General features: G+C 60.2%; 13 protein-coding genes. 9 read left to right on the plus strand and 4 right to left on the minus strand.

Going from position 1 to position 13,500, the window contains the following annotated elements:
* The first annotated feature begins 113 nt into the window (after positions 1 to 113).
* The 6 genes from J3P76_RS23300 (at position 114) to J3P76_RS23325 (ending at position 6,559) form a co-directional block, all read left to right on the plus strand.
* Positions 114 to 632 (plus strand): RNA polymerase sigma factor, encoded by a 519-nt coding sequence (locus J3P76_RS23300; protein WP_434701290.1) that lies wholly within the window; start codon positions 114 to 116, stop codon positions 630 to 632.
* Entirely contained in the window at positions 629 to 1,609 is a 981-nt protein-coding gene (locus J3P76_RS23305) for a FecR domain-containing protein (RefSeq protein WP_434609156.1), read from the plus strand. Before J3P76_RS23300 ends, J3P76_RS23305 begins: the two co-directional genes overlap by 4 nt.
* 227 nt (positions 1,610 to 1,836) lie before the next feature.
* On the plus strand, positions 1,837 to 4,275 hold the full coding sequence (locus J3P76_RS23310; protein ID WP_434561941.1) for a TonB-dependent siderophore receptor: 2,439 nt from the start codon (positions 1,837 to 1,839) through the stop codon (positions 4,273 to 4,275).
* A 248-nt stretch (positions 4,276 to 4,523) separates the two neighbouring features.
* A complete protein-coding gene (locus tag J3P76_RS23315; protein WP_420764921.1) occupies positions 4,524 to 5,654 on the plus strand; it encodes a PepSY-associated TM helix domain-containing protein in 1,131 nt (376 codons plus the stop codon).
* The gene (locus J3P76_RS23320) at positions 5,651 to 5,830 is read left to right on the plus strand and encodes a hypothetical protein (RefSeq protein ID WP_434701291.1); all 180 of its coding nucleotides are present in this window, start codon (positions 5,651 to 5,653) and stop codon (positions 5,828 to 5,830) included. Before J3P76_RS23315 ends, J3P76_RS23320 begins: the two co-directional genes overlap by 4 nt.
* A gap of 99 nt (positions 5,831 to 5,929) precedes the next feature.
* The gene (locus tag J3P76_RS23325) at positions 5,930 to 6,559 is read left to right on the plus strand and encodes a glutathione S-transferase (RefSeq protein WP_434561937.1); all 630 of its coding nucleotides are present in this window, start codon (positions 5,930 to 5,932) and stop codon (positions 6,557 to 6,559) included.
* Positions 6,560 to 6,738: 179 nt separating this feature from the next.
* Here J3P76_RS23325 and creD read toward each other — a convergent pair whose 3' ends face one another.
* The 4 genes from creD to J3P76_RS23345 form a co-directional block, all read right to left on the minus strand.
* Positions 6,739 to 8,112 (minus strand): cell envelope integrity protein CreD, encoded by a 1,374-nt coding sequence (gene creD / locus J3P76_RS23330; RefSeq protein WP_434609148.1) that lies wholly within the window; start codon positions 8,110 to 8,112, stop codon positions 6,739 to 6,741.
* 232 nt (positions 8,113 to 8,344) lie between these two features.
* A complete protein-coding gene (gene creC, locus J3P76_RS23335) occupies positions 8,345 to 9,763 on the minus strand; it encodes a two-component system sensor histidine kinase CreC (RefSeq protein WP_434701292.1) in 1,419 nt (472 codons plus the stop codon).
* Positions 9,763 to 10,443 (minus strand): two-component system response regulator CreB, encoded by a 681-nt coding sequence (gene creB, locus J3P76_RS23340; protein ID WP_420764926.1) that lies wholly within the window; start codon positions 10,441 to 10,443, stop codon positions 9,763 to 9,765. Before creB ends, creC begins: the two co-directional genes overlap by 1 nt.
* A gap of 69 nt (positions 10,444 to 10,512) precedes the next feature.
* Complete coding sequence (locus J3P76_RS23345; protein ID WP_420764927.1) at positions 10,513 to 11,019, minus strand: ATP-dependent zinc protease family protein; 507 nt, start codon at positions 11,017 to 11,019, stop codon at positions 10,513 to 10,515.
* Between the two features lie 189 nt (positions 11,020 to 11,208).
* On the opposite strand from J3P76_RS23345, the gene J3P76_RS23350 reads away from it, so the two are divergent.
* The 3 genes from J3P76_RS23350 to J3P76_RS23360 all read left to right on the plus strand — a co-directional run bounded on the left by J3P76_RS23350 (position 11,209) and on the right by J3P76_RS23360 (position 13,371).
* Positions 11,209 to 12,102 (plus strand): acyltransferase, encoded by an 894-nt coding sequence (locus J3P76_RS23350; protein ID WP_434609142.1) that lies wholly within the window; start codon positions 11,209 to 11,211, stop codon positions 12,100 to 12,102.
* 154 nt (positions 12,103 to 12,256) lie between these two features.
* Positions 12,257 to 12,631, plus strand: a complete 375-nt coding sequence (locus J3P76_RS23355) for a hypothetical protein (protein WP_434609140.1) — start codon at positions 12,257 to 12,259, stop codon at positions 12,629 to 12,631.
* A gap of 311 nt (positions 12,632 to 12,942) precedes the next feature.
* Positions 12,943 to 13,371 (plus strand): DUF3757 domain-containing protein, encoded by a 429-nt coding sequence (locus J3P76_RS23360; protein WP_434701293.1) that lies wholly within the window; start codon positions 12,943 to 12,945, stop codon positions 13,369 to 13,371.
* The last annotated feature ends 129 nt before the right edge of the window (positions 13,372 to 13,500 follow it).

Consider the following 13,500-nt stretch of genomic DNA (forward strand, 5'->3'; position numbering starts at 1 on the left):
GCTCCCACAGAAGTATTGAGTTATGGGCTCCGACCAGCGCCAATTGCTTTCCCTCCCCCGCCTCTGCCACAATCGCGAACAATTCTCGTTACTTAAAACGTCGGTGATGCTCTGTGTCGTCAGTCCCCAGTCCTCATAGTGATCTGGTTGGTGCGTTATACCGCGACCATCGCGCTTGGCTATTGGGGTGGCTGCGACGCAACGTGGCCTGTGCGCAACGGGCCGAGGACCTGAGCCAGGACACCTTTGTGCGCTTGCTGGGTCGCGAGGAGTTGAAGGCGCCCCGCGAGCCGCGCGCGTTCCTGCTGGCGATCGCCAAGGGACTGTTGTTCGACTACTTCCGTAGGGCCGCGCTCGAACAGGCCTATCTGACCGAACTGATGCTGGTCCCGAAAGGCGAGCAGCCGTCGGTGGAAGAGCAACAACTGATTCTCGAAGACCTGAAGAATATCGATCGCCTGCTTGGAAAATTATCCAGCAAGGCCCGGGCGGCATTCCTCTACAACCGCCTCGACGGCCTCGGCCACGCTGAGATCGCCGAGCGCCTTGGCGTTTCGGTCCCGCGGGTACGGCAATACCTGGCCCAAGGCATGCGGCAATGCTACATCGCGCTTTATGGTGAGCCGACATGACCGCAGCCCTTGGCAAACCGGTCTCGGCGCGCGTTCTCGATGCGGCCATTGCCTGGCAGCTGTCCCTGGATTCTGGCTGCGGCAGTCCCCAGGAGCGGGAAGCATTCGCTCAATGGCACGCCGCCGATGAAGAGCACGCCCGCGCCTGGCAACAGCTCGGCATGCTTGACCAACGCTTCAGCATCGCCAGCGGACCTGCCCGGGCCGCGTTGCTGCAATCGAAGGCCAGCATCCGGCGACGGGTGCGCAAGGTTGGCAGTGGCCTGGCCAGTGTCGTCGCGGTCATCGGCCTGGCGCTGTTCGCCGGCGACCGTTACCTGCCGCTGGATTATTGGCTGGCCGACCAGCGCACCGCCACGGGCGAACAGCGCACGTTGCGCCTGGCGGACGGCACGGTGGTCAACCTCAATACCCACAGTGCGCTGGATGTACGTTTCGACGACAAGCAGCGGCTTATCGTTTTGCAGGAAGGCGAGATTCTCGTGGAGACCGGCCACAACGATCCGCGGCCGTTCATCGTCGAGACTCGCGAAGGCAGCATGCGCGCCTTGGGCACGCGTTTTCTGGTCAAGCTCGAAGACCAGGGCACACGCTTGAGTGTGTTGAAATCGGCGGTGGCGGCGCACCCGCAGCGCAGCGAAGGAGAACAGATCCTGCGCGAAGGCCAGCAAGTGCTGATGCACCGGGATGGCCTCGGGCCGGCCGTGGCCTTGAACGCGGGGGCCGATGCCTGGACCCGCGGGATGCTGGTGGTGGACAACGCGCGCCTTGAAGATTTGATCCGGGAGCTGGGGCGTTACCGGCGTGGATATCTCGGCGTCGAGCCCCAGGTGGCGGACTTGCGCATCACCGGCAGCTTTCCGCTGCACGACACCGACCTGGCCCTGACCGCCCTGCTGCCGACTTTGCCGGTGCAGGTCGAGCATCACACGCGTTGGTGGGTGGTGGTGGGGCCTAGGGCTGAAGCCAAGCGCTGAAGCGTATTGTTGCCAGTGATGGCCTCATCGCGAGCAAGCTCGCTCCCACAGGGGTTTGCACTTCAGTCCCATGTGGGAGCGAGCTTGCTCGCGATGAGGCCATTGGCCCCACCCCAAAGCCACCGGCCGCAATCTGAATCTAAATTATTTTCATCCAGCCCTATCACTTTTCGACTTTCATCCGGCACACAGGCAATTGAGAAATATTTCCATTCAGGAGCCGCCGTATGTCCCGTCCGTTTGAGACCCTGTTGCGCCCCAGTCTATTGGCCGTTGCCATTGCCTTGAGCACCCCGTTGGCCTGCGGCCCGTTGCTCGCCGCCGAACAGGCATCTGGCGTTCGTGCCTACAATCTGCCCGCGGCGCCATTGGCCAGCACCCTGAATCAGATCGCCAGCCAGGCCGGTCTCGCCTTGAGCCTGAACCCGTCATTGGCGTCGGGCAAGACCTCGGCCCCGGTCCAGGGCCAATTCGACGCCACCGGCGCCTTGCGCGAGGCCTTGCGCGGTACCGGCCTGCAACTGGAACAAAGCAGCGCCGGCACTTACAGCCTGGTGGCCGTGCCCGAAGGCGTCATGGTGCTGCCGGAAACCAGCGTGATCGGCGCGGGAATCAGCGAAACGGCGTGGGGGCCTAGCGAGGGCTACGCTGTGACCCGCACCGCCGCCGGCACCAAGACCGATACCCCGATAGTCGAGCTGCCACGCTCGGTCTCGGTGGTCACGCGCCAGCAGATGGAAGACCGCTCCGTCCTCAACCTCAATGACGCGCTGCGCTACACCGCCGGCGTGCAGAGCAGCGGCTACGGTTCGGACTCGCGTAACGATTGGCTATTGGTGCGCGGTTTCGTGCCAACGCAATTCCTCGATGGCCTGCCGCTGCCCAAGGGCAACTACATCACGACGAAAATCGAACCCTGGAACCTTGAGCGCATCGCGGTGCTTCGCGGCCCTGCTTCCTCGGTCTACGGCCAGACGCCCCCCGGCGGCATGCTCGACATGGTCAGCCGCCGCCCACAGGCTGAAAGCAGCAATGAAGTCCAATTGCAGGCCGGCAGCTACGAGCACAAGCAGATCAACTTCGACAGCACTGGCAAAGTCGATGACGAAGGCCAGTTCCTGTACCGACTCAGCGGCACGGTGCGCGACAGCAACTCCCAGGTCGACCACATCCCGGACAAACGCTACAACATTGCTCCAAGCCTGACGTGGAATATCAACGACGACACTCGCCTGACCTTCCTGTCGCAATACACCCGCGATGACACGGGTATCACTGGGCAATTCCTGCCGCTGCAAGGCACAAAGCTGGCCTCGCCGGCGGGCAAGATTTCTCATCACAAGAACCTGGGTGATCCGGACTGGGAGTTCTACGATCGCACCTACTATGCGCTGGGCTACAACTTCGAGCATCGCCTGAACGACACCTGGCAGTTCCGCCAGAATCTGCGCTATACCAAGAGCGATCTGGAATTTCAGGGCATCTCCGCCGGTGGGGCTTTTTTCCCAGATGGCCCGGACGAATCCGTGAGCGCCGATGGCACCGTCAGGCGCAGCGCCAGTATTGTTGATGAAGACATCAGCCAATACGCCGTGGATAACAATTTCCAGGCCGATTTCCAGACCGCAGCCTTGAGCCACACGCTGCTGCTGGGCCTGGACCACCAGCGCTCCAATAGCAACGCTCGCTGGCGCTGGGGTTCTGGTGGTGTGCCCACCAGCAACGTCAACAACCCGACTTACGGACAGGACTTCTCCAACGTCCAGTATTTCGACATGTACCACTACAACCAAAAAACCCACCAGACTGGCCTGTACATCCAAGACCAGATCGCTCTGGACAACTGGCGCCTGACCCTTGGCGGCCGTGAGGACTGGATTCACACCGGCACCGTTTTCCACAACCAGAACGACGCGACCAACACCCAGCGCGACAAGAAATTCAGCGGCAACGCCGCATTGAGCTATGTGTTCGATAACGGCGTGACACCGTACGTTTCCTTCGCCCAGTCGTTCCAGGCCGTGGCGGGCTCAGCCGTCAACAGCACTGACTCGTTCAAACCAACTGAAGGCGAGCAGTACGAAGTCGGCATCAAATATCAGCCACCGGGTACCAAAACCCTGTTGACCGCCGCGGTGTTCGACCTGACTCAGCAAAACAACTCCGTCACGGAGAACAACATCACCCGGCAGGTGGGCGAGGTCCGCGTGCGTGGCCTGGAACTGGAAGCGTCCGGCGACGTCACCGACAACCTGAAACTGGTCGGTTCCTACACCTACAACGACAGCGAAATCACCAAGGGCGCCGCGGCCGAAGAAGGCAAGCGCATGGCCCAGGTACCGCGTAACCAGGCCACCGCATGGGCCGACTACACCTGGCATAACGGCCCTCTGGACGGGTTCGGCGTGGGGGCTGGCGTGCGTTATGTCGGCGACACCTATGGCAACACCACCAACACCGATTGGGGTCACGTCGGCTCCTACACGGTGTACGACGCCTCGGCCCACTACGACCTGGGCCGTTTGAACAAGACGCTCAAGGGCGTCACGGTGGCAGTGGACGCGAAAAACATCTTCAACAAGGACTACCTGTCCACCTGCGATGGTTTCTATTGCTACTACGGCGACCAACGCAACGTCGTCGCCAGCGTGAATTACAAATGGTAAACGGTTAGCATTTGCGCAAACCTCTTTGAGGGCACCTGCAACTGAGCTCAATCAGTCAGATGAAATGCCTGTGGGACGAGTCTTTGTGGGAGCGAGCTTGCTCGCGATGGCGGTGAGTCAGCTGCGTTGATCTTGACTGACACTTCGCTTTCGCGAGCAAGCTCGCTCCCACACAAGCTGGCTCCCGTAGGTTTCACGGTTGGCTGAACGACCTCAAGCATCGTCGCCCTTCAGCATTCGGATCGATCATGAAAAGCAAAACCATCCGCCGCTGGTCCTTCGTCCACACCTGGACCAGCCTGATCTGCACGGTGTTCCTGCTGATGTTGGCAATCACCGGGTTGCCGTTGATTTTCCATCATGAGATCGAGCACCTGTTGGGCGATGCGCCAGAGCTGCGGGAGATGCCGGCCGGCACGCCGCCGCTGGACCTGCAACAACTGGTGGAAAAAGCCAAGGCCCATCGTCCGGGCGAGGTGGTCCAGTATTTTGGCTGGGACGAGGACGACCCCAACGGCATCATCACCATCATGGCGCCGACGCCGGGCACCGAACCCAACTCCTCCCACACGTTCATGCTCGATGCACGCACGGGCGAAGCCCTGGAAATGCCCTCGGCCAACGGCGGTTTCATGATGGTCATGCTGCGCCTGCACGTGGACATGTTCGCCGGTTTGCCGGGCAAGTTGCTGCTGGCGTTCATGGGTTTGCTGTTCGTGATCGCCATCGTCTCCGGCGTGGTGCTGTATTTGCCATTCATGCGCCGCTTGAAGTTCGCCACGGTGCGCCAGGACAAATCCACGCGCCTGCGCTGGCTCGACCTGCACAACCTGATCGGTGTGGTCACCCTGGTCTGGGCGCTGACCGTCGGCGTGACTGGCGTGATCGCCGCCTGCGCCGACCTGATCATTGCCGCATGGCGCAACGATAGCCTCAGCGCCATGGTCGAGCCCTATCGCAACGCGCCACCATTGACCGAGCTGGCCCCGGCAACCCGCTTGCTGGACATTGCCAAGGATGTCGCTCCCGGCATGGAGCCGAGCTTCATCGCCTTCCCCGGCACGCTGTTTTCCAGCGAGCACCATTACAGCGTGTTCATGAAAGGCAGCACTCACCTGACCTCTCATCTGCTGACGCCTGTACTGATCGACGCCAGCACCCTGGACGTCACCGCCGTGGCCGAACGGCCCTGGTACATGGACATGATGAGCCTGTCCCTGCCCTTGCATTTCGGCGACTACGGTGGCCGGCCAATGCAGATCTTCTGGGCGACCCTGGACATCCTGACCATCATCGTCCTGGGCAGTGGTGTTTATCTGTGGGTGGTTCGGCGCAAGACCGCCAAGCGCGCAATCGTCGGCGCGGAGGTCGAAGCGTGAGGCCTCGGCAGTCGAATTTCTGGAAGGTGTTTGGTATCCCCGTGGTCATCGGCGCTTTGAGCGCGGCGGGGCTGTTTTCGGCATTGTTGGGCGATGGCGCGTGGGATGCGGTGAGTTGGGTGGGCTTGGGCGTACCGACGGCGCTGGGGACTTGGGGTTTGTTCAAGCGCCGATAATTCCAGCGCGGCAATAAACCTGTGGGAGCATTCGATACTCGCCAGCCGCCGTGCAACTGTCTAGGCTAAGCCCCAGCCCGCCCCATCGAGGATCTCTGCATGTCCAGCCCCAGCATGACCTTGTTCCACAACCCCGCGTCCCCCTTCGTCCGCAAGGTGCTGGTGCTGCTGCACGAAACCGGCCAGCAGGACCGTGTGGCGTTGCAGTTGAGTCAACTCACGCCGGTCAAGCCCGACCGGGCGCTGATCGAAGAAAACCCGTTGAGCAAGATCCCGGCCCTGCGCCTGGCCAACGGGACGGTGATCCACGACAGCCGCGTCATCCTTGATTACCTCGATCACCAGCATGTCGGCAACCCGCTGATCCCCCGCGAGGGCGCGGCCCGCTGGCGGCGCTTGACCTTGGCCTCCCTGGCCGACGGGATCATGGACGCGGCGGTGATGATCCGCTACGAGACCGCGCTGCGCCCCACGGAAAAACACTGGGCCGAATGGCTCGATGCGCAACGGGACAAGATTCGCCGTGCCGTGGCCCTGCTCGAAGCCGAGGCGATTGCCGAACTGGCCTGTCATTTCGACATCGCCTCCATCAGCGTCGCCTGCGCCCTGGGTTACCTGGACCTGCGCCATCCGGACCTGGAATGGCGCAAGTCCAATCCCCAGCTGGCGGCGTGGTTTGCCGAGGTGAGCTTGCGGCCTTCGATGCTCGAGACGGTGCCCAGGGTTTAATTTTTACTGAATATCACGACTTTTTCGCCAGCAGGCTCGCCCCCCATTGATCGTGTGGTCCCTTTGGGAGCGAGCCTGCTCGCGAAGGCCGCGCTCCGGATCCATCGGAAACAACCCAGCAATTCGCTTCACCAGCAGCTCTCCCAACCACTGATCCTCCCGCAACCCCAGCGACCGACTCATTTCACCTCTCCCAGATCGAAGCTCATCGCCGCAACAGGCTTCGCGCCCACGCCGTACCAGTCCAACTTGCGGGTCAACACCATGAACACACCGAGCAGGCCGAACAGCAGCAGCGAGCCCATCAACAGCGCGTAGTCTTCAGCGCTTAGCAACCCATAGAGCAAACCGTACAACCCCGCCAACCCGGCTGAAAAACCCAGGCCGTGGCTGACGCTGCGCAGCACATGGCAGACATAAAAGCCGATCAACACCACGCAGGCACTGGCCGAGACCAGGTACGCCAGGGTGAAGCCTATGTGTTCCGAAAGCGACAACAGCAATAGATAGAAGAAGGCCAGGGCCACGCCCACCAGTGCGTATTGGACCGGGTGCACCGCCAGGCTCTTGAGCACTTCGAAGAGGAAGAACCCGGCGAACGTCAGCGCAATGAACAGCAGCGCGTATTTGATCGCCCGATCGCTCTTGAGGTATTGGTCCACCGGATCGACGAAACTCACGCCGAATGCACGGCTGCGGAATGCTTCGCAGCCATCGCTGGGCTCGCATGCCTGCAATGTTTCCAAGAGGTTGGTGGAGAAAAACGAGGTCTGCCAATCGGCACTGAAGCCCTGCTCGTTGACCTCGCGATCGACCGGCAGGTAGTTGCCGATAAAGCTGGGGTGCGGCCAGTCGGCGGAGAGGTGCACCTTGGTGGACTTGCCCACCGGCAGGATCTGCAATTCACCGGTACCTTGCAGGCGCAGGTCGAAACCGAAGGTCAGCTCGGGGCTGCCTTGGGCGGTGATCATGGGCAGCGGTACATGCACGCCTTGCCCAAGCCAGCCAAGCCGCGAGCCGGGAAGGAAGTCGACGGTTTGCTGGTTCAGCGTCAGGGTCAAGGCATTCTCGATGCCGCGAATGTCGCTGATACCGACGCTCAGGTACGGCTCGTCAAAGCGATAGTCGGCGAAATCCTTCGCGGCGACGCCATAACGCTCCGGCACCTTGAAGCGCCCATCGATCCGATTGTCAGCATGAAACAAGCGCGCCTCGTAGATACCCCGGGCGCGGGTTTCGGTGCGCACCTGGCCGTCGAGTTCGAATTGCTCCGGCAAAAAGTACAACTCACCACTTCGTTCGACGGTCTCCAGGAAACGCACGCCCGTCTTTTCGTTGGTACTCCAGACTTTCACGTCCTTGCGAAACGGGACGACGATCATCGGCCCGATCAGTTGCTGGCTGTGGCTGGAACTGCGGGCGATGTCCTGCAGCACCCCGTCGCGCAGCTCTTGGCGCTCATCGATAAGGCCGCTGATCATCAACAACGGAATCATCAGCAAGAGGATCAAGAGGGCAATCATGCCCAGTTTTATAGCGAGACTGCGGTTCATGTGAGGCTCTCCCTGTTCGAATGAGGGAGAGTCTGGCGTGCCTGTGTGGGAGGTTTATGGGTGGAATGTGGAGATTGTGTGGAGAGTAGAAGTTATCCGACCCAAAGAGAAACCTGTGGCGAGGGAGCTTGCTCCCGCTCGGCTGCGAAGCAGTCGCAAACGGGGCCGCTACGCAGCCCAGCGGGAGCAAGCTCCCTCGCCACAACTGTATTTCATTGCCAAGAACGTGGTCTCAGGGCAACCGCAGCACCACCTCCACCCCGCCCTCGACATTGCCGATACCGAACGCCCCGCCATGCAACTGCACCACTTCCTCGACGAAGTTCAGCCCCAGGCCCGTGCTCTTGCGACCAGTACCCGGGCGAGGCAACGAGTAAAAACGCTCGCTCAAACGAGGCAGCGCATAGTCGGGAATTGGCTCGGCCTGGTTGAACAGGCGGATCTCGACCGCGCTGCCGATACGCTCGGCGCTGAGCCGTAGCAGGCCCGCGACAGGCGTGAAGTCCAGGGCATTTTCCAGCAGATTGCCCAACGCCTGGCGCAACAGAAAAGGCTCCCCGGTCAGCGCCAGGTCGGCAGCGATGTGCTGCTCGATCTTTAACTGGCGACTTTCGATCCAGCCGCCACGCGCTTGCAACAACTCATCCATCAACGCCGCCACCGGCACCGCTACCACTTCCTCCAGGCCTTGCCGCTGCTCGACCTGGGCCAGGTTGAGCAAACGCTCGATCAACTGCTGCATCCGCACGCTTTCGCTGTCGATGTTGCTGACGAAACGCTGGTGCTGGGCGGCCGGCATGTCGCTCTGCAGCAGCTCGGCGGCGCCGCGAATCGCCGCCAGCGGACTCTTGAGTTCATGGGTCAGGGTATGTACGTATCGCTCGACATACGCCTTGCCTTCAAGCTGGGTGCGCATATGCTCCACCGCCCCCGCCAATTGTTCGAACTCGCCGCCGCGATAGTGCGGCACCTCCACCCGACGGCCCTGGCTGACCGCCTGGGCATAAGCCGTCAAGCGCCGCAATGCCGCGCTGAGCCACCACGACAGCAAGGCGCCGAGCAACAGGCCAAGGCCGATCAGACCGGCGCCGTAGGCGAGCAAACGCCGTTCCGTGCGGTCGACGTAAGGCTGCAAGGAGCTATTGGGCTTGGCCACCGTCACCACGCCTATGATCCGGCCGTTGTCACGGATCGGCGCCCCGACGTGCATCACCGAAGACGCCGGGTCATCCGGATCGCTGCGGGTCGAACGGGCGCCATAGTGACCGCGCAGCGTCAGGTAGACGTCGTTCCAGCGCGAATAGTCCTGCCCCACTGCCGCGCCGCTGGAATCGAGCACCACGATGCCTTTGGCGTCGGTGACGTAGATGCGGTGGCTGACCTGGTTTTTCGGCAGCCCCCAGATTGTCGCGGCCGGCTGGCGCTCACCATAGGATTTGAGCAGTTGCGGCCAGCGGTTCTGGCTAAGCGTTCCGGCCTTGAAATCGTCCCGCAGGATCTCAGCCATCAGGTTGGCCGTGTCCACCAGGGTTTCCTCGGTGGACTGGCGCACACCGGGGCGGATTTCCTCCATGACCGTGTTGAGCACGAAATACCCGGCCAAGCCAATAAACAACACATAGGCAAGGAAGATACGAATGCCCAGTGACATCAGCTGTGCCCCGGGCTGTAGCTGTAGCCGAGCCCCCGATGAGTCTGGATCGGCTCGGCCTCGGCCCGGACCAGGCGCAGTTTGGCACGCAGGCTCTTGATATGACTGTCGATCGTGCGCTCGTAACCGGCGTCGCTGGCCACGCCCAGGGCATCGAGCAACTGTTCGCGGCTGAAGACCCGTTCGGGCTGGTCCAGCAAACAGTGCAACAAGCGAAACTCGTGGCGCGTGAGGTTCAGCGGTTTGCCGCGATAGTTGATCTGCACGCGATCAGGGTCGACCTGGAACAACGCTGTCCCCGTTTCGGCGATCGGTCGCGGCGCCACTCGCTTGAGGATGGCGCGGACCCTGGCGGCCACTTCCCGAGGGCTGAAGGGTTTGACCACGTAGTCGTCGGCACCAATCTCCAAGCCCACCACCCGATCAATCTCGCCGTCCCGAGCTGTAAGAAAGATGACCGGGACGTCGCTGAAACGTCTGAGATTCTTACACGTCTCAAAACCACTGATATCCGGCAGGCCTACATCGAGAATGATCAGGTCCGCCGGCGTGTTTTTCTGGTGCTCGAGGGCAGCTGCGCCAAGGCTCAGCCAAGTGGTGTCAAAGCCTTCGCCCTGCAGGGCAAACACCAGCGTATCGGCAATGGCGGCTTCGTCTTCGACAATCAGAATATGAGGCATGGCGTCCGAGCCCGACAGGAAAGTTGCCGGAACGGTGCCCCAAGCCTCGGGGCACGTCAATCGCGCAAATCAACAGTCCGGTTTATCCGCTGTAAACCGCCGTGCCGGGTTGACCGCCGCTTTGAATTCGCGCAAGGCCTTGGCGCCGATCAGTAGCGGGTAGTTGAAGCTGCTGCGGTCGGTCAGGTTGACCTCGACGGTGCGCTTGACGTTACCCAGGCACATTTCCAGTTCCACCACCGGACGTTTACTCGGGGCGATCTTTTCATCGTCGTCCTCGTCCTCTTCGGAACGGGTCTTGATCTTGCTGATGCGGGCAATCTTATGCTCATAGATCTTGTTGCTCGCGTCTTTGGTTGCCAGGCGAAACCGTACCCAGTCATCGCCGTCACGGGTAAACGTCTCGATGTCCTTGGCCGACAGCGAAGCGGTCAGCGCACCGGTGTCCATTTTCGCCTTGAGCACTTCGCCGCCCATTTCCGGCAGCGCTATGTATTCATAGCGCCCGTACAAGGTGGGTTCGGCGGCCAGTACTGGAAGGGCCACCAGGGAAAGCAGGGCTAGAACGGATTTCATGTAGGAGGCTTCCATTGTGGGAGTGGGATTTTAGACCGTGGTCGGTGAATTCGTTCGGTTGACTTCGACAGGGATGGCTACGGGACATCCAGCCCATTGAACAAAAGGTGAAACATTCGTCCATCGCGATTTGGCCTGTCGCTCGAAGCTGCTTATCATGGCCCGCCCACCCGTTTGCAAGAGTCATCTATGCGCCGCCTGCTCACCGGCTGTCTCGTCACCCTGTTGCTGCTGCTCAACACCTTGGTGCTGTTCGGACCGCTCATGGTATTTGCGCTCTTGAAACTGGTCCTGCCCGGGCGTTTTCGCGACTACGCCTCGTTGGCGGTCATGTGGATCGCCGAGACCTGGGCTGAAATCGACAAACTGATCTTTGCCCTGTGCATCCCCACTCGCTGGGACATTCGCGGTGGCGAAGGCCTGCGCGGCGACACCTCCTACCTGGTGATCAGCAACCACCAATCCTGGGTGGACATCCCCGCCCTGGTCCAGGCCCTCAACCGGCGCACGCCTTTTTTCAAGTTTTTCCTCAAGAAGGAACTGATCTGGGTGCCCTTCCTTGGCTTGGCCTGGTGGGCGCTGGATTACCCCTTCATGAAACGCTACACCAAGGCCTTCCTGGCGAAGAACCCGGAACTGGCTGGTCGCGATCTGGAAATCACCAAGGCCGCCTGTGAGCTGTTCAAGCGCCAACCGGTCACTGTGGTGAACTACCTTGAAGGCACGCGTTACACAACGGCCAAAAGCCAGGCGCAGCAATCGCCCTTCGCTCACCTGCTCAAGCCCAAGGCCGGCGGGGTGGCATTCGTGCTGGCGGCGATGGGCGAGCAACTGGACGCGGTGCTGGACGTAACAGTGGTCTACCCGCAAGAGCGGATTCCAGGTTTTTGGGACTTGATCAGCGGGGCGGTGCCCAAGGTCATCATCGACATCCAGACCCGCGAACTGGACCCGACGCTATGGCAGGGCGATTACGAGAACGACCCCGTGTTTCGCCAGCACGTCCAGGACTGGGTCAACTTGCTGTGGGCCGAAAAAGATCGGCGTATTGCTGCGCTGCGCAGCGAAGGCCGGCTTGGGTAACACCTTCTAAGCTGAGAATTGAGGTTTATCGCGAAAAAATCAGATCACGCCATGGGTAGTTCCAAATCGAGATAAAAAACTGTCAGGGTTGACAGTAGCCCTCACCGGACACAGCCGTAACGATGTCGCCGAGAATTAAATTGGAGACATGCACATGCGATATTTCATTGGAGGCGGCGCGGGAATGATGCTGCTGATAATCGGCCATGTTCAGGCTGGAGAAGCTTCTTGTCCGGCCTTGACACAACTCCAGGACGACACTGCAACTGTCAATATCCAGGATGCTCCTGACTGGCAGAGCCAAACCATCGTGCAAGAGCTCAACCCTGCGTCACTACAATTCGACGAAGCGGAATTCGCGATCCAGGAACCTGACGAATATCAACAGGTCAGCGTGATCTACCAGCACTGCGAGACGAAACTTACCCTTGACTACCTTACACCGGGATTGAACGGTCATTGCACAAGCCTCGGCACCCGTGCTTGCCAATTTCGGAACAGCAGCGATTATTTCAGTCTCAGATTTTGATGAGTCCGTGGCGGATTTTCGAGGTCGCCACCTTCATCAAACACCTGCGCCAGCCGCACTGCGGGAAAGCCAGGCTGGCCGCCGCTGAAGAATAGCTTTTCTATCGCTCACAAGTTTCTACATAACAGAGAAACTTCCTACAGCAAACTCCGAAACTTCCAATTTCTTTTGTATTTATCTCACGCTAGAGCAGTGAGCCGATATATATCTATACATAATTGCGAATTGACATAAAGGACTGTCAACTCTGACAGTAGCCCGACCTGGAAACAGCCGTAAGAATAGCCATGGGCCGAGCCAGGAGGCGCGACATGTTTAAGATACGAGCCCGCGGCGTGGGGGTATTGCTAGGGGTTATTGGCCAGGTTAACGCTGGCGAAATAACCTGCCCTGCGGCCACGGACATACACAGGAACATCGAGGCGGTAGAAGATGTTTACTTTGTCGAAGGGCACGATGAGTTCGAATGGCGGAGCGAAAACCTCGTGGATTCGGTCAACCCGAGAAAACTGTTATTCGAAGGCGCGGAATATGTACAGCACGAAGAGAGCGAGGACGAAGAAGAACTTGCCATTCGTACCACCATCACATGCCGATATGGCGATATGAATCTGGTCATGCAATATCCGCACGTTCAAGAACCCACCTTTTCGCCGTGGATAAACAACAACTGTAAAAGCCAGGATGTTAACGAGTGCCAACTCATCAATGCCGATTATTTTCAAGTCAGCTTTGATTAAGGTCAGGTACGAGTTTCGCAACTCCAAGCCTGCTCTGCCATTCCCGCTGGGGTTACCGTCCAGTCGCGAGGCCTTGACCCGGGCCCAGGAATATTGCCGTGGCCCCAGTGCCCGGGGATTTTATCCCGA

Source organism: Pseudomonas sp. D1-36 (assembly GCF_051132205.1).
Classification (GTDB): domain Bacteria; phylum Pseudomonadota; class Gammaproteobacteria; order Pseudomonadales; family Pseudomonadaceae; genus Aquipseudomonas.

Coding starts and splice junctions, on each gene's coding strand:
- J3P76_RS23305 (WP_434609156.1), top strand. CDS start 629: ATGACCGCAGCCCTTGGCAAACCGGTCTCGGCGCGCGTTCTCGATGCG.
- J3P76_RS23310 (WP_434561941.1), top strand. CDS start 1,837: ATGTCCCGTCCGTTTGAGACCCTGTTGCGCCCCAGTCTATTGGCCGTT.
- J3P76_RS23315 (WP_420764921.1), top strand. CDS start 4,524: ATGAAAAGCAAAACCATCCGCCGCTGGTCCTTCGTCCACACCTGGACC.
- J3P76_RS23325 (WP_434561937.1), top strand. CDS start 5,930: ATGTCCAGCCCCAGCATGACCTTGTTCCACAACCCCGCGTCCCCCTTC.
- creD (WP_434609148.1), bottom strand. CDS start 8,112: ATGAACCGCAGTCTCGCTATAAAACTGGGCATGATTGCCCTCTTGATC.
- creC (WP_434701292.1), bottom strand. CDS start 9,763: ATGTCACTGGGCATTCGTATCTTCCTTGCCTATGTGTTGTTTATTGGC.
- creB (WP_420764926.1), bottom strand. CDS start 10,443: ATGCCTCATATTCTGATTGTCGAAGACGAAGCCGCCATTGCCGATACG.
- J3P76_RS23345 (WP_420764927.1), bottom strand. CDS start 11,019: ATGAAATCCGTTCTAGCCCTGCTTTCCCTGGTGGCCCTTCCAGTACTG.
- J3P76_RS23350 (WP_434609142.1), top strand. CDS start 11,209: ATGCGCCGCCTGCTCACCGGCTGTCTCGTCACCCTGTTGCTGCTGCTC.
- J3P76_RS23355 (WP_434609140.1), top strand. CDS start 12,257: ATGCGATATTTCATTGGAGGCGGCGCGGGAATGATGCTGCTGATAATC.
- J3P76_RS23360 (WP_434701293.1), top strand. CDS start 12,943: ATGTTTAAGATACGAGCCCGCGGCGTGGGGGTATTGCTAGGGGTTATT.